We start from the raw sequence: 16,122 nt of genomic DNA, 5'->3' as shown, positions 1-16,122 counted from the left end.
GGAGTCGTACTGGTCAAGACGAACGGAGCCCCGGCGCATGGGCGAGCAGCAGCACGTGAAGTTCCCGCAAGAGGTCATCGACGAGTACGCCGCGCTCGGCGTCGACCTCCTGGGCCTGTTCTCCGCGGGCCACCTCGGGACCCGCATGGGCGTGCAGATCGTGGAGGCCTCCGCGGACCGGGTCGTCGGCACGATGCCGGTGGAGGGCAACACCCAGCCGTACGGGCTGCTGCACGGAGGGGCCTCCGCGGTGCTGGCGGAGACGCTCGGCTCGATCGGCTCGATGCTGCACGGAGGCAGCTCCAAGATCGCCGTCGGGGTCGACCTGAACTGCACCCACCACCGCGGGGTGCGCTCCGGCCTTGTCACCGGGGTGGCCACGCCCCTGCACCGGGGGCGGTCCACGGCGACGTACGAGATCGTGGTCAGCGACGAGCAGGGCCGACGCGTGTGCAGCGCCCGGCTCACCTGCCTCCTGCGGGACGTGGGCCCGGCCGACGAGGAGCGGGTACGCGCGGCGGGCTGACCGAACACCGACGGGCGGGGGCGGGCGCACGCGGGCCTCTCCCGTCCACCTCGCCCGCGGAAACTCCAAGCACCCCCGCCAGGGGCAGCGCACAACCCGCTGTGACCCGTGCCGACGCGTGCCGCCTCTGGCCCGATCAGCCGCGCAGGCCCTAGCGTCGTGGTCATGGAAACGGGAAGCGCCCCCCGGCCGGGGGCCGTGCTCGGATTCGGGCTCGTGCTGATGCTCGTGACGGGCACCTTGGTCGCCGGATGCGGGGAGTCCGGCACGACGGGCGCCTCCACCACCGGGACCACCGCCTCCGCCTCCGCGTCGGCCACACCCCCGCAGGACCTGTGCACGCGGATCGTCGTCCACTGGTCACGCGAGGTGCTGGACCAGAACACCTACGGGGACTACCAGTCGATGGGCCTGTCCAACGGGCAGTACGAGATCCTGCGGGACGTCGTCGACGCCGCACGGGCCGAGAAGAAGCGCCGGGGAGCCGCGGCGGCGGACGAGCTGATCGACCGCCGGGTCCGTGAGGGCTGCGCGGAGCTGTACCGCACCGGCGCTCCGACCGCTGGGCCGTGGCAGTGAGCGGAGTGGGCCCGGTCGAGCCGGGCGAGGGCACGCGCGCGTGGGACACCGACGAGCCGGGCGCCCCTCCCCCGCCACGGCGCTCGCGCGAGCGTCTCGCCCTCTGGTACTCCCTGCACCGGCGCGCGGCCCTCACGACCGCGACAGCGGCCGTCCTGCTGGCCGGCGGCGGCTACCTCTACGCGACCCGCCCGCAGGAGCCGCCGCCGCCCGCCGCGCCCTACCCCGCTCAGGTGGTCGACGTGACCTATCTGGAACAGGTGGCCACGCCCATGGGAGTGCGGCCGAGGACCTTCAGCTTCGCGGTGGTACTGAGCGTGGCGTCCGGCCCGCCGGTCACCGTGACACGGATTGCCCAGCCCTACGCCGGGGTGTCCGTGACGTCGGCGCCGCAGGCCCCGTTCCCCACGAAGGCGGGCTCCAGCCGCAAGATCGTTGTCACGATGCGCGTGACGGATTGCGGGAAAACACCGAAGAGTGCGGGGCTCCCTTTCCTTGACGTAACCCTGCGTAATAGTCGCGCAATACAAGTGCAGAGTTACATCCTCGGCGCGCGCTATGCACAGGACCTGTCAGAAGCCCTACAAGTCGCCTGCAGCAACGACACGGGGTAATTAGCAAAACACCTGACACACCTGATCCGCCCAGGTTGGGTCCTGGGAGTTCTCACTATTCGGACAGGGCGAATCGGTCTGAATTCCGCTGTTCCGCCCACCGAGCACCGCTCTGCATTACGACGTGTCATAACAAGAGCGTCACAGCCTCCGTCAGACCCTCCTCCATGTTCCCCACACACGCTTAGAGTCACGCCCAGTCACCGCGCCACCGAAATGTCACTTCGGCCCAGTGCGCAGACTCGGCCTCTTCCAGGGGGAAGGGTCGCCAGGGAAAGGACTGATCGTGCGTCAACGCTCACTCATCGCCATCACCGCCGCTCTGGCGGCGGGAGCGCTCACCCTCACCGCCTGCGGCTCGCGCGACGAGGACGGCGGCTCGGACTCCGGTAGCGGCGGCACCACCGTCACCATCGGCGTCGACGCTCCGCTGACCGGTGACCTCTCCGCGCTGGGTCTCGGCATCAAGAACTCCGCCGACCTCGCCGCCAAGACGGCCAACAAGGAGAAGGTCGTCGACGGCGTCACCTTCAAGGTCGAGGCGCTCGACGACCAGGCCCAGCCGTCCTCGGGCCAGCAGAACGCCACCAAGTTCGTCGCCGACAAGAACGTCCTCGGCGTCGTCGGCCCGCTGAACTCCTCGGTCGCCGAGTCCATGCAGAAGGTCTTCGACGACGCCAAGCTGGTCGAGGTCTCCCCGGCCAACACCAACCCGGCGCTGACCCAGGGCACCGACTGGCAGACGTCCAAGGCTCGCCCGTACAAGTCGTACTTCCGCACCTCGACCACGGACGCCATCCAGGGCCCGTTCGCCGCGCAGTACGTGTACAACGACTCCAAGAAGAAGAAGGTCTTCGTCATCGACGACAAGAAGACCTACGGCGCCGGCCTGGCCGCCACCTTCACCGACGAGTTCAAGAAGCTCGGCGGCACGGTCGTCGGCACCGAGCACATCAACCCCGACACCAAGGACTTCTCCGCGGTCGCCACCAAGGTGAAGAACTCCGGCGCGGACGTCGTCTACTACGGCGGCGAGTACCCGCAGGCCGGCCCGCTCAGCAAGCAGATCAAGGCCGCCGGAGCCAAGGTCCCGCTGGTCGGCGGTGACGGCATCTACAGCGCCGACTTCATCAAGCTGGCCGGCGCCAGCGGTGGCGGTGACCTGGCCACCTCGGTCGGTGCCCCGGTCGAGGAGCTCGCCTCCGCCAAGGAGTTCGTGGCCAACTACAAGAACGCCGGCTACAAGGAGGCCTACGAGGCGTACGGCGGCTACTCCTACGACTCCACCTGGGCGATCATCGAGGCCGTGAAGAAGGTCGTCGAGGACAACGACGGCAAGCTCCCGGACGACGCTCGCGCCCAGGTCGCGGCCGCGATGCAGGGTGTCTCGTTCGACGGTGTGACCGGCAAGGTCTCCTTCGACGAGTACGGTGACGCCACCAACAAGCAGCTCACCGTCTACGCCGTCGAGAACGGCGACTGGAAGGCGGTCAAGTCCGGTACGTACACCGGCTGACCCACACCCGCACCACTCCTGAGCCGCGCGGGGCGCTGTTCCACTGGCGCCCCGCGCGGACTCGCATCCGGCCCCACCCGTCGAAACATCCGAAACCGTCTCGGAGGACATGCGGTGAACGAACTGCCGCAGCAGCTGGTCAACGGCCTGCTCCTAGGATCCATGTACGGCCTGGTCGCCATCGGCTACACCATGGTCTATGGCATCGTCCAGCTCATCAACTTCGCCCACGGCGAGATCTTCATGACCGGAGCGTTCGGCGCTCTGACGGTCTACCTGTACATCCTGCCCAATGGCACGTCCATGTGGATCGCCCTGCCGCTGATGCTCATCGGCGCCGCCCTGGTCTCCACCACCATCGCCGTGGGAGCGGAACGATTCGCCTACCGCCCCCTCCGCAACGCCCCACGCCTCGCCCCCCTCATCACCGCCATCGGTCTGTCCCTCGCGCTGCAGCAGGCGGTATGGGCCTGGTACCCCCATGCCAAGTCCGCTCTCACCTTCCCCGAGATCCCGGGCGGCCCCTTCCACATCGGCGACGTCACCATCCAGACCGGTGACATCTTCCTGCTGGTCGTCGCCCCCATCAGCATGGGCGTCCTCGCCTACTTCGTCATGAAGACCCGCACCGGCCGCGGCATGCAGGCCACCGCGCAGGACCCGGACACCGCGAAGCTCATGGGCATCAACACCGACCGCATCATCGTGGTCGCCTTCGCCCTCGGCGCGATCTTCGCCGCCATCGGCGGCGTCGCGTACGGCCTGAAGTACGGCCAGATCGACTTCCGCATGGGCTTCATCCTCGGTCTGAAGGCCTTCACCGCAGCCGTCCTCGGCGGCATCGGCAACATCTACGGAGCCATGATCGGCGGCCTGGTCCTCGGTGTCGCCGAGACCCTGGCCACCGCCTACATCGCCGACATCCCCGGCATGGACCAGTTCGGCAGCCAGTCCTGGGCCGACGTCTGGGCCTTCGTACTCCTCATCCTCGTACTGCTGTTCAGGCCACAGGGTCTGCTCGGCGAGCGCGTCGCGGACAGGGCGTGACACCGATGACCACACAGACCACCGCAACCGACACCGCCACCGCCACCTCCGGCAAGCACGCCGGCCTGATCGGCATCCCCCCGAAGGCCGGCCTCGCGCTCGCCCTCGGCGGCAGCGTCCTCACCATCATCTCCACGTTCATGGCCTGGACCTGGACCTCCGCCTTCCCCGGCGACCTCACCGTCTACGGCTACCCGGGCGGCCTGCAGGTCCTCGTACTCATCGGCGGCATCCTGTCCACCCTCTTCTGCCTGGCCGCCTACGGCGTGAAGGGCCTCGGCTGGCTCGTGCCCGCCGGCCCCGACGCAGCCATCAAGCTCGCCACCATCGCCACCTTCGCCACCGCCTGGTACACGGTCCTCGCGATCAGCTTCGACCTCGGCGGCGTAGTCAACCTCGAGCCCGGCGGCTACCTCGCCGCCATCGGCAGCCTGGCCGCCCTCCTCGGCGCCTTCGCGCTGCCCTTCGAACGGCCCGAGCCCGACCCGTACGACCCCGACGACACCGGCTGGGAGCTGTTCAAGCACAAGGCCGGCTACAAGTGGACGACCTTCAAGGCAGCCTTCGCCACCGGCACCCCCCGCCGCGTCGGCAAGCTCCCCTCGTACGTCGAGATCCTCATCATCGTCGCCATCATGGCCCTCGGCCTGACCGTCTTCACCTACGGCATCGGCACCGAGTACGACGAACTGTTCATCGGCTTCCTGATCACGGCCGGCCTCGGCTTCGCCGCCCTCAGCAAGGCCGGCCTCATCGCCCAGGCCTCCCAGATCACCGCACGGCACCAGAACATCACCATCTGCGGCGCATTCACCGCGGCGGCACTGTTCCCCTTCACCCAGACCGACGACCAGTACGCGACGATCGGCGTCTACATCCTGATCTTCGCCACCGTCGCCCTCGGCCTGAACATCGTCGTCGGCCTCGCCGGCCTCCTCGACCTCGGTTACGTCGCCTTCCTCGGCGTCGGCGCCTACGCCGCCGCCCTGGTCTCCGGCTCCCCCAGCTCCCCGTTCGACGTGCACTTCCCCTTCTGGGCCGCCGTCCTCGTCGGCGCCGGCGCCTCCCTCGTCTTCGGCGTCCTCATCGGCGCCCCGACCCTGCGGCTGCGCGGCGACTACCTGGCCATCGTGACCCTCGGCTTCGGTGAGATCTTCCGGATCACCGCCAACAACCTCGACGGCACCTCCGGCCCCGACCTCACCAACGGCTCCAACGGCATCTCCTCCATCCCGAACCTCAACATCCTCGGGTTCGACTTCGGAGCCGTGCACACCTTCGGCGGCTTCACCATCGGCCGCTTCGCGAACTACTTCTTCCTGATGCTGATCGTCACCGCCGTCGTCGTCACGGTCTTCCGGCGCAGCAGCGACTCCCGCATCGGCCGCGCCTGGGTCGCCATCCGCGAGGACGAGACCGCCGCCCTCGCCATGGGCATCAACGGCTTCCGCGTCAAGCTCATCGCATTCGCCGTCGGCGCCTCCCTCGCCGGACTCGCCGGCACGGTCCAGGCCCACGTCACCTACACCGTGACACCGGAGCAGTACCTCTTCGCCGGAGTGATCCCGCCCAACTCCGCCTTCCTCCTCGCCGCGGTCGTCCTCGGCGGCATGGGCACCATCAGCGGCCCGCTCGTCGGCGCGGCCCTGCTGTTCCTGATCCCCAACAAGCTCCAGTTCCTCGGCGACTACCAGCTCCTCGCCTTCGGCGTCGCGCTCATCCTGCTGATGCGCTTCCGCCCGGAGGGTCTGATCCCCAACCGGCGCCGCCAGCTCGAGTTCCACGAAGACGCGGAACCGCCCACAGTGCTCACCAAGACGGGGGCCTGACCCACCATGACGACAGACACCATCACCACGAGCACCGGCCAGGCCATCCTCGACGCCCGCGGCGTGACCATGCGCTTCGGCGGCCTCACCGCCGTACGCAACGTGGACTTCACCGTGAACGCCGGCGAAATCGTCGGCCTCATCGGCCCCAACGGCGCCGGCAAGACAACCTTCTTCAACTGCCTCACCGGCCTGTACATCCCCACCGAGGGCGAAGTCCGCTACAAGGGCAACATCCTGCCGCCCAAGTCCTTCAAGGTCACCGCCGCCGGCATCGCACGCACCTTCCAGAACATCCGCCTGTTCGCCAACATGACGGTCCTGGAAAACGTCCTCGTCGGCCACCACACCCGCACCAAGGAAGGCTTCTGGTCGGCCGTCCTGCGCCTCCCCAGCTTCCACAGAGCCGAAGGCGCCTCCCGCGAACGCGCCATGGAACTCCTCCAGTTCGTGGGCCTCGACAAGAAGGCCGACCACCTCGCCCGCAACCTCCCCTACGGCGAGCAGCGCAAGCTCGAAATCGCACGCGCCCTCGCCAGCGAACCCGGCCTGCTGCTCCTCGACGAGCCCACCGCCGGCATGAACCCGCAGGAGACACGGGCCACCGAGGAACTCGTCTTCGCCATCCGCGACAAGGGCATCGCCGTCCTCGTCATCGAGCACGACATGCGGTTCATCTTCAACCTCTGCGACCGCGTCTCCGTCCTCGTCCAGGGCGAAAAGCTCGTCGAGGGCGACAGCGCGACCGTCCAGGGCGACGAGCGAGTCATCGCCGCCTACCTCGGCGAACCCTTCGCAAACGAACCCGGCGGCGAAGAAGTCGCCGAAGTAGAAGCCGCCGAGGCCGCGCCCGGCAAGGAGAACGACCGATGACCGCACTCCTCGAGGTCGAGGACCTCCGCGTCGCCTACGGCAAGATCGAAGCCGTCAAGGGCATCTCCTTCAAGGTCGAAGCCGGCGAAGTCGTCACCCTCATCGGCACCAACGGCGCCGGCAAGACCACCACCCTGCGCACCCTCTCCGGCCTGCTCAAGCCCGTCGGCGGCCAGATCAAGTTCAACGGCAAATCGCTGAAGAAGTACCCCGCCCACCAGATCGTCTCGCTCGGCCTCGCCCACTCCCCCGAGGGGCGGCACATCTTCCCGCGCATGACGATCGAGGACAACCTCCGCCTCGGCGCCTTCCTCCGCAGCGACAGCGCAGGCATCGCCAAGGACATCCAGCGCGCCTACGACCTCTTCCCGATCCTGGGAGAGCGCCGCAAGCAGGCCGCAGGCACCCTCTCCGGCGGAGAGCAGCAGATGCTCGCCATGGGACGCGCACTCATGTCCCAGCCCAAACTGCTCATGCTCGACGAACCCTCCATGGGCCTCTCGCCGATCATGATGCAGAAGATCATGGCGACCATCGTCGAGCTCAAGTCCCAGGGCGTGACCATCCTCCTCGTCGAGCAGAACGCCCAGGCGGCCCTCTCGCTCGCCGACCACGGACACGTCATGGAGGTCGGCAACATCGTCCTCTCCGGCAGCGGGCAGGACCTGCTGCACGACGAGTCCGTACGCAAGGCGTACCTCGGCGAGGACTGAGCGACACCCTTCGCAGTACGACGAGGCCCGCGCCCCCTGTCCCGGGGCGCGGGCCTCGCTCGTACGTGATGATCGGGTGGGGCTGTGGGGCTGTGGAGCTGAGATGTCAGCCCTTGGACGCCTTCTTCTCATCGGCGTCCTGAATGACCGCCTCGGCGACCTGCTGCATCGACAGCCGACGGTCCATCGACGTCTTCTGGATCCACCGGAACGCGGCCGGCTCCGTCAGGCCGTACTCCGTCTGCAGGATCGACTTCGCACGGTCCACCAGCTTGCGGGTCTCCAGACGCTGGGTGAGATCGGCGACCTCGTTCTCCAGCTCCTTCAGCTCCGTGAACCGGGACACGGCCATCTCGATCGCCGGAACCACATCACTCTTGCTGAACGGCTTCACGAGATACGCCATCGCACCGGCGTCCCGAGCCCGCTCGACCAGGTCACGCTGAGAGAAGGCCGTCAGCATCAGGACGGGGGCGATACGCTCCTCGGCGATCTTCTCCGCGGCGGAGATGCCGTCCAGCTTGGGCATCTTCACATCGAGAATCACCAGGTCCGGCCGGTGCTCGCGGGCCAGCTCGATGGCCTGCTCACCGTCACCGGCCTCGCCCACGACCGTGTAGCCCTCCTCCTCCAGCATCTCTTTGAGGTCGAGCCGGATCAGGGCCTCGTCCTCGGCGATGACGACGCGGGTCGTCAGCGGAGGCACGTGCGACTTGTCGTCGTCGGGCGCGTCTACGGGCTGGGGCGACTCGGGGGCGGTCACGGGGGCTCCTTGTTGCGGGCCGGGCAGTGCTGCTGCCCTAGAGCCTACCTAGCTGCAGCATCACGCGGTCACCCGGTACACTTCCCAGCAGTTCCACGGCCTGCCCGGTTGGAGGAATCTGGTCAGACTCGCGGTGCTCAAACCACCGTGCCTTAGGGCATGTGGGTTCGAATCCCACACCGGGCACTTCAGAAGCGGATGTTCACGTTCTCGTGAACATCCGTCTTTTGCTGCGTGTGGTCACGATCAGTAACGCAGAGTGGTCGCATGAATTTTCACGGCACTGAAGTACGACAGAAGGCCGTCACGCTGCTGCGCAACGGCACGCGGAACGCGGACGTCGCCCGGAAGCTGAACGTCCCGCTGGGAACGGTCAGCTACTGGAAGCACATGGACCGAGCGAAACGGGGCGAGTGCCCCGGCCGCACGCCACCACCCTGCCCACGATGCGACGGCACGCTGGACTCGCCCGCCTACGCCTATCTGCTCGGTCTCTACCTCGGCGACGGTCACATCATCAAGAACCGCGCCATGCGGTCACCCAGTCTGTCCATCGCCTGCGCCGAGGCGCACCCCGGACTCATGGACGAGTGCGAGAGAGCCATGCGCTCCGTGTTCCCAGGCAACTCGGTCTGCAAGGTCCGACGAAAGGGCTGCTGGGAGGTGAAGATCTACTCCATGCACTTGTGGTGCCTGTTCCCCCAGCACGGCCCCGGCATGAAGCACGAGCGCACCATCGCCCTCGAACCCTGGCAGCAGGAGATCGTCGACGCCCACCCCTGGGACTTCATCCGCGGGCTCATCCACTCCGACGGCTGCCGTATCACCAACTGGACCACCCGCCTCATCGGCGGTGAGCGCAAGCGCTACGAGTACCCCCGGTACTTCTTCACCAACAAGTCGGACGACATCCGGCAGCTCTACACCGACACCCTCGACAAGCTCGGCATCAAGTGGACGCACTGCACCCGGAACGGCAACCCGTACAACATCTCCGTCGCCCGGAAAGCCTCCGTCGCTCTCCTCGACGCCCACGTGGGCCCCAAACACTGACCCCCACCGCCTACTTGGGGCTGTCGTCCTCGCCGATGTGGTGTACCCGGACGAGGTTGGTCGAGCCGGGGACGCCGGGTGGGGAGCCGGCCGTGATGATGACGACGTCGCCCTTTTCGCAGCGGCCGTACTTGAGCAGCGCTTCGTCGACCTGGTCGACCATCGCGTCCGTCGATGCGACGCTCGGGCCGAGGAACGTCTCCACTCCCCATGTCAGGCTCAGCTGGGAGCGCGTGGCCTGTTCGGGGGTGAAGGCGAGTACGGGGATCGGGGAGCGGTAGCGGGACAGGCGGCGGGCGGTGTCGCCGGACTGGGTGAAGGCGACGAGGAATCGCGCCCCGAGGAAGTCGCCCATCTCGGCCGCCGCACGGGCGACCGCTCCGCCCTGGGTGCGGGGCTTGTTGCTTTCGGTCAGTGGTGGGAGGCCCTTCGCGAGGATGTCTTCCTCGGCGGCTTCGACGATCTTCGCCATGGTGCGGACGGTTTCGATGGCGTATTTGCCGACGCTGGTCTCGCCGGAGAGCATCACCGCGTCGGTGCCGTCGATCACCGCGTTGGCGACGTCGGAGGCTTCCGCCCGTGTCGGACGCGAGTTGTCGATCATGGAGTCGAGCATCTGTGTGGCGACGATGACGGGTTTGGCGTTGCGCCTGGCGAGTTTGATCGCACGCTTCTGGACGATGGGCACCTGCTCCAGCGGCATTTCCACGCCCAGGTCGCCGCGGGCGACCATGATGCCGTCGAAGGCGGCGACGATGTCGTCGATGGCGTCGACCGCCTGGGGCTTTTCCACTTTGGCGATGACGGGCAGGCGGCGGCCTTCCTCGTCCATGATGCGGTGGACGTCCTTGATGTCGCGGCCGCTGCGGACGAAGGACAGCGCGATCACGTCGAAGCCGGCGCGCAGGGCCCATCGCAGGTCCGCTTCGTCCTTGTCGGAGAGGGCGGGGACGGAGACGGCGACTCCGGGCAGGTTGAGGCCCTTGTGGTCGGAGACCATGCCGCCTTCGACGACGGTGGTGTGGACGCGGGGGCCGTCGACGGCGGTGACCTCCAGGCACACCTTGCCGTCGTCGACGAGGATGCGTTCGCCGGGGGTGACGTCGGTGGCGAGGCCGGTGTAGGTGGTTCCGCAGCTTTGGCGGTCTCCCTCGGCGTTTTCTTCCACGGTGATGGTGAAGGTGTCGCCGCGTTCAAGGAGTACGGGGCCTTCGGTGAACCGGCCGAGGCGGATCTTCGGGCCTTGAAGGTCGGCGAGCATTCCGACGCTGCGGCCGGTCTCGTCGGAGGCCTTTCGTACGTGGTCGTAGCGCATTTCGTGCTCGGCGTGGGTGCCGTGGCTGAGGTTGAATCGGGCTACGTCCATTCCGGCGTCGACCAGCGCTTTGATCTGGTCGTACGAGTCGGTGGCGGGGCCCAGGGTACAGACGATCTTTGCTCGGCGCATGGTTCGAGCCTATGACTTACCGGCTGGTAGGTAATTGGCCGGGCGTGACTACTCAACAACCTTTGGGTGAAGTGCTATTGACAAGGGTTGAATTGTGCGGCCGGGTGCTCCGATGAGCAATGGGGGTCGGTCGGGAGCCCCTTCTGCTACAGCCGCGGCGGCGTCATGGTAAAGCGGGCGTTGACCTGGGCGTGGACGTGCTGGCGTTGGGGTTCGAGGTCGAGGGGCGCCGCGGTGTCCTCGGCCTCCGCGGCGTAGGCCATGGAGCGCATTCGGGCGCCGGCGGTCTGCGGGTAGGGCTGGGGGGCTTCGGCTCCGATGTCGGCGAGTTCCACGAGGGCTGCGAGTGTGGTGCCGAGTGCGTCGGCGTATTCCCGGGCGCGCTGGACGGCTTCCTTTACGGCTTGCCGGCGGGCTTCGCGGTGGGCGGGTGAGTCGGGGCGCAGGGTCCACCAGGGGCCGTCCACGCGGGTGAGTTCCAAGTCGGCGAGGCGGGTGGTGAGTTCGCCGAGGGCGGTGAAGTCGGTGAGTTCGGCGGTGATGTGGACGCGGCCGTGGTGGGCGTGGATGCGTTCGCCGCGGCCTCGTTCCTTGAGTTCGGGGGTGATGGAGAAGGCGCCGGTTTCGAGGCGTTCGACGGCGTCGCCGTAGGACTTGATGAGGTCGAGGGCGGCGGCGTTGCGGCGGGTGAGGTCGTCGAGTGCGCTGCGGCGGTCCTTGCCGCGGGAGGCGACGGTGATGCCGATGCGGGCGATCTCGGGGTCGACTTCGAGGTGTGCTTCGCCGCGGACGGCGACGCGGGGTGCGTCGGCGGTGCCGTAGGGGAGGGCGGGTCGGGGGTCTTGCGGGGAAGCGGGGTCCATACGTCCCACTCTGTCATGTCTTACCTGGTGGGGGCCTCGTGGTTCATGGGTTCGGTCACCGGATCGAAACCTCCTGGACCTGTTGCCGTCGGTCATGACCAGGTCAGAATCTACGCGCGTCATCAATCACTCGCCGAGGAGAACCTGACATGCCGTTGAACCGTCGGAAGTTCCTGAAGAAGTCCGCAGTGACCGGAGCGGGGGTGGCGCTGGCCGGTGCCGCGGCGGCTCCGGCGGCCGAGGCGGCGGAGGCGGACAGCAGGCCCGCGAGGCCGGCGAAGCGGTACTCCCTGACGGTGATGGGCACGACGGACCTGCACGGCCACATCTTCAACTGGGACTACTTCAAGGACGCGGAGTACACCGACAAGGCGGGCAACGCGCAGGGTCTGGCGCGTATCTCGACGCTGGTGAACCAGGTCCGCGAGGAGAAGGGCCGCTGCAACACGCTGCTGCTGGACGCGGGTGACACGATCCAGGGCACTCCGCTGACGTACTACTACGCGAAGGTGGACCCGATCACCGCCCCGGGCGGTCCGGTGCACCCGATGGCGCAGGCGATGAACGCGATCGGCTATGACGCGGTGGCGCTCGGGAACCACGAGTTCAACTACGGGATCGAGACACTGCGGAAGTTCGAGGAGCAGTGCCGCTTTCCGCTGCTGGGTGCGAACGCGGTGGACGCGAAGACGCTGAAGCCGGCCTTCCCGCCGTACTTCATCAAGACGTTCCGGGTGCCGGGCGCGCCGCCGGTGAGGGTCGCCGTGCTGGGGCTGACGAACCCGGGTATCGCGATCTGGGACAAGGCGTATGTCCAGGGCAGGCTGGTGTTCCCGGGTCTGGAGGAGCAGGCGGCGAAGTGGGTGCCGAAGCTGAAGTCGATGGGCGCGGATGTCGTGGTCGTCTCGGCTCACTCCGGTTCCTCCGGCACTTCCTCGTACGGTGACCAGCTGCCGTATGTGGAGAACGCGGCCGCCAATGTGGCCCGGCAGGTGCCGGACATCGACGCGATCCTCGTCGGGCACGCGCATGTGGAGATCCCGGAGCTGAAGGTCACCAACGACAGGACGGGCCGGACGGTGGTGCTGTCCGAGCCGCTGGCCTATGCGGAGCGGCTGTCCCTCTTCGACATCGAGCTGGTCTTCGCCAGGGGCAGATGGGCCGTCGAGTCCGTCTCGTCCGAGGTGCTCAACTCCAACGCCGTCGCGGACGACCCGAAGATCACCAAGTTGCTGAAGGCCGACCACGACATCGTCGTGGAGTACGTCAACCAGGTCGTCGGCACGGCGACGGAGACGCTGACGACGGTGGAGGCCCGTTACAAGGACGCCCCGATCATCGACCTGATCACCAAGGTTCAGGAGGATGTGGTCAAGGCGGCGCTGGCGGGCACGGAGTACGCCTCGGTGCCGGTGATGGCGCAGGCGTCGCCGTTCTCGCGGACGTCCGAGATCCCGGCCGGGGATGTGACGATCCGGGATCTGTCGAGTCTGTATGTGTACGACAACACGCTGGTCGCGAAGCTGATGACGGGTGCGCAGATCCGGGCGTACTTGGAGTACTCGGCGGAGTACTTCGTGCAGACGGCGGCCGGTGCGCCGGTCGAGGTGGACAAGCTGACGAACGCGAACGGCCGTCCGGACTACAACTACGACTATGTGTCGGGGCTGTCGTACGACATCGACGTCGCGCAGGCGGCGGGTTCGCGGATCAAGAACCTGTTGTACAACGGTGCGGCGCTGGACGACGCGCAGAAGTTCGTGCTGGCGGTGAACAACTACCGGGCCAATGGCGGGGGTGCGTTCCCGCACGTGGCTTCCGCCACCGAGCTGTGGTCGGAGTCGACGGAGATCCGGACGCGGATCGCGGAGTGGGTGACCGCGAAGGGTGTCCTGAACCCGGCGGACTTCGCGTCGGTGGACTGGAAGCTCACGCGGAACGGCACGCCCGTTTTCTAAGCAGGTCGGGCTGAGTCCGCTACGGTTCGGCAGCGCCCTGAAGGGGCGCGGAGAACTGCGCGACCGGCCACGATGGCGCCGCAGACGGCCGACGACGCATCGCGGCACTTCCAGCGGAGCGCTTAGTGCCTGGAGGGGCACTGGCTCGTCGGGGTGTCACAGCAGGCTGGTCACGCTGCTCTGGATGGCGGCCACGTCGGCGGCGACCGCGGCCGTGGTCTGGACGCCGGGGGCGATGAATCCCAGCCAGCGCAGCAGGGCGTTGCGGCGGGGCTCCTCTCGGGTGAGCTCCGCCTCGACGTGTTCGGCGGCCTCGACGAGTTCCGCGCCGTCCTCGTACCGGTCCTGGCTGCTGCGCAGTTGCTCGGTCAGCAGGCGGACCGCGGTGCGCAGTTCGGCGATGGCGGCCTCGCGGTCGGTCTCGGCCGGGGCTTCGGTGATCGCGGTGGAGTGGTTGAGGGCGACCGTGCTGGCGTCGATGCGGACGTCTCCGCCCGCGCTGATGCCGCTGTTGCTTCCGCCGTCGTGTGCCGGCATGGCGTCACCTTCCTCGGTTCCTGGGTCGTACGAGCGGGTTGGTGGCGGGAGGTCCGCCGGCTCCCGGTGTCACGGGCGCGCCGCGTGGTGGCTGCGGGGTGCGGCGGAAGATTCCGGCGATGCTGCCGCCGATGCCTACGGCGGAGCTGTTGAGGGTCACGTTTCCGCCCGCGTACAGGCCGGTGTTGTTGATGGTGGTCTGCCGCTGGATCAGCTCGCCGGAGTCGATGTTGTGGTCCTCCATGAACTCCACCAGCGCGTCCAGTACGCGGTGTTCGACCGTCTTGGCGTACAGCTCCCTGTCCAGTTGCTGGAAGTAGCGGTAGTAGAGCTGGTCGCCGGCCGCGTCGCGGATGCTGAAGGACGCTCCGTAGTTGAACGAGCGGTGGCGGATCTCCCGTGCCTGGCGGCGCTGTTTGCGGTGTTCGATGAGGGGTGAGAACAGGCCCGCGATCACGGAGAGGGGCGCTCCGAGCAGCAGGGCCGGCGCGCGGACGCCGGCGAGTCCCACCAGGGTGCACCACTGGCGGAAGGTGGGGGTGCCGAGCAGTTGGTCCGCGATGCGGTACTGCTCGCGCACCGGGGCGAGCAGGGAGCTGCTGCCCTCGATGAAGAGCATCTTGCGGTCGGACAGCAGCGCGCAGCGCAGGAAGAGGGTGGTGGCCAGTTCTCCGCTCCAGCCTGTGACCCGGACGGCCAGATAGGGGCGGGCGCGGCCTTTGCCGTCCTCGCGCAGTTCGCGCAGGAGGTCCGGCGCGACCCTCTCCTTGGGCGGTCCTGCGGTGTCGGGCAGCAGCGCGGACCGTGTCCGGTCGTCCACTGCGTACAGCAGGTCCTCGCCGTTGACGAGCAGGAGGTTCTCGACGTGGACGCCGGGCAGCTTCAGGTCTCCGACGCGGGCGGCGAGGTGGTCGTTGAGTTCGTGGACGGTGAAGGGCACGACCTGCTTGCCCTCTTCGGGCCGGGAGGTGTCGAGCGCGAACGACCAGGTGCTGGTCGCCGGCCCGTATCCGATGAAGGGGGCGTACTGGGAGAAGACCACGACGTTGCCGCGGTCGCGTCTCTCGATCGCCTCGATCCGCCGCCGATTCTGCGAGCTGAGCGGCTGGGGGGCCTGGTCGGGGGCGAAGTTCTCCCGTTTGAGCTGTCCGGCGACGACTCCGTAGTGCACCGAGAGGGATTCGATGGCGACGATGATCCAGGCCACGAAGAAGCCCAGGAAGGCTGTGAGGCCGACGGTGATCGGCACGGTGATCAGGACGACCACGAGCAGCACGGCGAGGACGATGTCGCGCCGTACCTGACGGCGGCGGGCCGCGAGCGCGTGGCGGAGCACGCAGCCGAGGTCGACGCCGGGTGAGGAGGCGACGGCGCGGCGGGGTTCTTCCACGATCTGTTCGACTGCCTGGCGGGCGAACCTCGTGTCGGTGTGGACTGCGGTGCACAGATAGCGGGTGACGTCGCGGGCGAAGCGGGGTGCCGGGGCGGGTGCCTGCGACGGGAGGCCGGCGGCGGCGGCCGGTGCGGGGACGGTGGGGTGGGCGGTGACGGTCGGGTGAGCCGTGACGGTCGGGTGGGTGGTGAGGGTGGGTGGTGGGGTGAAGGGGGGCGGTGTCGGTGCGGCCTTGGTGTGCGGGCCGGCCGGGCTCGCCCCGTCCAGCGGGTTGATGACGCGTACGGCGCCGCAGCTGGTGCAGGCGGTGTAGTTGCGGTCGTTGGCGGCTCCGCAGCGCGGGCAGTGCAGGGTCGAAGTGGTCATGGTCGTCTGTTTCCGCTCGGCACGCGGGAGCGTGCGGTGGGGTGG

The 16,122-nt window shown here is 68.0% G+C and carries 15 protein-coding genes and 1 tRNA gene; 11 read left to right on the top strand and 5 right to left on the bottom strand.

The features are described 5' to 3' along the window. Positions 1 to 37: 37 nt before the first annotated feature. From F7R91_RS18435 to F7R91_RS18400, 8 genes are all read left to right on the top strand, one after another. The gene (locus F7R91_RS18435) at positions 38 to 526 is read left to right on the top strand and encodes a hotdog fold thioesterase (protein ID WP_150950133.1); all 489 of its coding nucleotides are present in this window, start codon (positions 38 to 40) and stop codon (positions 524 to 526) included. A gap of 165 nt (positions 527 to 691) precedes the next feature. Continuing rightward, positions 692 to 1,105: a hypothetical protein gene (locus F7R91_RS18430; RefSeq protein ID WP_150950131.1), complete on the top strand. Its 414-nt coding sequence runs from the start codon at positions 692 to 694 to the stop codon at positions 1,103 to 1,105. Further along, positions 1,102 to 1,719 (top strand): Tat pathway signal sequence domain protein, encoded by a 618-nt coding sequence (locus F7R91_RS18425; protein WP_150950186.1) that lies wholly within the window; start codon positions 1,102 to 1,104, stop codon positions 1,717 to 1,719. The genes F7R91_RS18430 and F7R91_RS18425 overlap by 4 nt, the downstream gene beginning before the upstream one ends. Before the next feature lie 286 nt (positions 1,720 to 2,005). Beyond that, positions 2,006 to 3,235 (top strand): branched-chain amino acid ABC transporter substrate-binding protein, encoded by a 1,230-nt coding sequence (locus F7R91_RS18420; RefSeq protein WP_150950129.1) that lies wholly within the window; start codon positions 2,006 to 2,008, stop codon positions 3,233 to 3,235. Between the two features lie 114 nt (positions 3,236 to 3,349). Then, entirely contained in the window at positions 3,350 to 4,282 is a 933-nt protein-coding gene (locus F7R91_RS18415; RefSeq protein ID WP_150950127.1) for a branched-chain amino acid ABC transporter permease, read from the top strand. A 5-nt stretch (positions 4,283 to 4,287) separates the two neighbouring features. Next, on the top strand, positions 4,288 to 6,111 hold the full coding sequence (locus F7R91_RS18410; RefSeq protein ID WP_150950125.1) for a branched-chain amino acid ABC transporter permease: 1,824 nt from the start codon (positions 4,288 to 4,290) through the stop codon (positions 6,109 to 6,111). A gap of 6 nt (positions 6,112 to 6,117) precedes the next feature. Then, positions 6,118 to 6,984 carry an ABC transporter ATP-binding protein gene (locus F7R91_RS18405; protein ID WP_150950123.1) on the top strand — a complete coding sequence of 289 codons (867 nt, stop codon included), beginning with the start codon at positions 6,118 to 6,120 and terminating at the stop codon, positions 6,982 to 6,984. Then, positions 6,981 to 7,697, top strand: coding sequence for an ABC transporter ATP-binding protein (locus F7R91_RS18400; RefSeq protein ID WP_150950121.1), 717 nt, complete (start codon positions 6,981 to 6,983; stop codon positions 7,695 to 7,697). Before F7R91_RS18405 ends, F7R91_RS18400 begins: the two co-directional genes overlap by 4 nt. Before the next feature lie 106 nt (positions 7,698 to 7,803). On the opposite strand, the gene F7R91_RS18395 is transcribed toward F7R91_RS18400, so the two are convergent. Then, complete coding sequence (locus F7R91_RS18395) at positions 7,804 to 8,460, bottom strand: ANTAR domain-containing response regulator (protein WP_150950119.1); 657 nt, start codon at positions 8,458 to 8,460, stop codon at positions 7,804 to 7,806. A 102-nt stretch (positions 8,461 to 8,562) separates the two neighbouring features. Between F7R91_RS18395 and F7R91_RS18390 the strand changes: the two genes are divergently transcribed. Together F7R91_RS18390 and F7R91_RS18385 are read left to right on the top strand one after the other, a co-directional pair. Continuing rightward, a tRNA-Leu gene (locus F7R91_RS18390) sits at positions 8,563 to 8,646 on the top strand. An 81-nt stretch (positions 8,647 to 8,727) separates the two neighbouring features. After that, positions 8,728 to 9,513, top strand: coding sequence for a helix-turn-helix domain-containing protein (locus F7R91_RS18385; RefSeq protein ID WP_150950117.1), 786 nt, complete (start codon positions 8,728 to 8,730; stop codon positions 9,511 to 9,513). 10 nt (positions 9,514 to 9,523) lie between these two features. Here the strand turns inward: F7R91_RS18385 and pyk are convergent, their stop codons facing one another. Together pyk and F7R91_RS18375 are read right to left on the bottom strand one after the other, a co-directional pair. After that, a complete protein-coding gene (pyk, locus tag F7R91_RS18380) occupies positions 9,524 to 10,960 on the bottom strand; it encodes a pyruvate kinase (protein ID WP_150950115.1) in 1,437 nt (478 codons plus the stop codon). A 146-nt stretch (positions 10,961 to 11,106) separates the two neighbouring features. After that, positions 11,107 to 11,823 carry an SIMPL domain-containing protein gene (locus F7R91_RS18375; RefSeq protein ID WP_150950113.1) on the bottom strand — a complete coding sequence of 239 codons (717 nt, stop codon included), beginning with the start codon at positions 11,821 to 11,823 and terminating at the stop codon, positions 11,107 to 11,109. A 149-nt stretch (positions 11,824 to 11,972) separates the two neighbouring features. On the opposite strand from F7R91_RS18375, the gene F7R91_RS18370 reads away from it, so the two are divergent. Further along, positions 11,973 to 13,781, top strand: a complete 1,809-nt coding sequence (locus F7R91_RS18370) for a bifunctional metallophosphatase/5'-nucleotidase (RefSeq protein ID WP_150950111.1) — start codon at positions 11,973 to 11,975, stop codon at positions 13,779 to 13,781. 156 nt (positions 13,782 to 13,937) lie between these two features. Here the strand turns inward: F7R91_RS18370 and F7R91_RS18365 are convergent, their stop codons facing one another. After that, positions 13,938 to 14,318: a hypothetical protein gene (locus tag F7R91_RS18365; RefSeq protein ID WP_150950109.1), complete on the bottom strand. Its 381-nt coding sequence runs from the start codon at positions 14,316 to 14,318 to the stop codon at positions 13,938 to 13,940. Positions 14,319 to 14,322: 4 nt separating this feature from the next. Continuing rightward, on the bottom strand, positions 14,323 to 16,077 hold the full coding sequence (locus F7R91_RS18360; RefSeq protein WP_150950107.1) for a hypothetical protein: 1,755 nt from the start codon (positions 16,075 to 16,077) through the stop codon (positions 14,323 to 14,325). Between the last annotated feature and the right edge of the window lie 45 nt (positions 16,078 to 16,122).

Source organism: Streptomyces luteolifulvus, from assembly GCF_008806595.1.
GTDB classification, from domain to species: domain Bacteria; phylum Actinomycetota; class Actinomycetes; order Streptomycetales; family Streptomycetaceae; genus Streptomyces; species Streptomyces luteolifulvus.
Note: the sequence above shows the minus strand (reverse complement) of the source record. Positions and strands in the feature narration are given on the sequence as shown.

Coding starts and splice junctions, on each gene's coding strand:
- F7R91_RS18405 (WP_150950123.1), top strand. CDS start 6,118: ATGACGACAGACACCATCACCACGAGCACCGGCCAGGCCATCCTCGAC.
- F7R91_RS18365 (WP_150950109.1), bottom strand. CDS start 14,318: ATGCCGGCACACGACGGCGGAAGCAACAGCGGCATCAGCGCGGGCGGA.
- F7R91_RS18435 (WP_150950133.1), top strand. CDS start 38: ATGGGCGAGCAGCAGCACGTGAAGTTCCCGCAAGAGGTCATCGACGAG.
- F7R91_RS18400 (WP_150950121.1), top strand. CDS start 6,981: ATGACCGCACTCCTCGAGGTCGAGGACCTCCGCGTCGCCTACGGCAAG.
- F7R91_RS18385 (WP_150950117.1), top strand. CDS start 8,728: ATGAATTTTCACGGCACTGAAGTACGACAGAAGGCCGTCACGCTGCTG.
- F7R91_RS18375 (WP_150950113.1), bottom strand. CDS start 11,823: ATGGACCCCGCTTCCCCGCAAGACCCCCGACCCGCCCTCCCCTACGGC.
- F7R91_RS18410 (WP_150950125.1), top strand. CDS start 4,288: ATGACCACACAGACCACCGCAACCGACACCGCCACCGCCACCTCCGGC.
- F7R91_RS18360 (WP_150950107.1), bottom strand. CDS start 16,077: ATGACCACTTCGACCCTGCACTGCCCGCGCTGCGGAGCCGCCAACGAC.
- F7R91_RS18370 (WP_150950111.1), top strand. CDS start 11,973: ATGCCGTTGAACCGTCGGAAGTTCCTGAAGAAGTCCGCAGTGACCGGA.
- F7R91_RS18430 (WP_150950131.1), top strand. CDS start 692: ATGGAAACGGGAAGCGCCCCCCGGCCGGGGGCCGTGCTCGGATTCGGG.
- pyk (WP_150950115.1), bottom strand. CDS start 10,960: ATGCGCCGAGCAAAGATCGTCTGTACCCTGGGCCCCGCCACCGACTCG.